This window comes from Proteus sp. TJ1640 (assembly GCF_003144445.1).
In the GTDB taxonomy this organism is placed as follows: Bacteria; Pseudomonadota; Gammaproteobacteria; order Enterobacterales; family Enterobacteriaceae; genus Proteus; species Proteus penneri.
In genome coordinates, this window is the sequence record NZ_PENY01000038.1 from 1 (window position 1) to 520 (window position 520).

General features: G+C 31.9%; 1 pseudogene. It reads right to left on the reverse strand.

The annotated features are described in order from the left end of the window. Window positions 1–324, reverse strand: a pseudogene (locus DK861_RS16450) (flagellin FliC); the annotation flags it as partial. Window positions 325–520 lie beyond the last annotated feature (196 nt).

The window sequence follows — 520 nt, forward strand, 5'->3', positions numbered from 1 at the left end:
ATCGGTATCTGAATTAGAACCATTTTTTGCTTGGACGGTTAATTCACGAATACGTTGCAGGTTATTATTAATCTCATTCAAAGCCCCTTCTGTGGTTTGGGCTATAGAAATACCATCGTTCGCATTACGTGCAGCTTGAGTTAAGCCTTTAACATTAGAAGTAAAACGGTTTGCAATCGCTTGACCTGCTGCGTCATCCTTGGCGCTATTAATACGTAAGCCAGAAGATAAACGTTGAATTGCATTACCTAATGCACTTTGTGAACGATTTAAATTATTTTGAGTGACCAGTGATAGGTAATTGGTATTAATGACTTGTGCCATAATATTTTCCTTTTTGCTCATTTCAGCAAAATAAACTAATTGAATATTTTTCTTTTTATTTCTTTTTAATTAAATTCCTAAATACCAAGTCACCAAATAAATATTGACTTTACATTTAAAAATAAATTAATTCGAAATATAAAAGCAAATAACGCCGTGATTATCTTAAAAGTGATAATACGTTTTGAGGAATTTG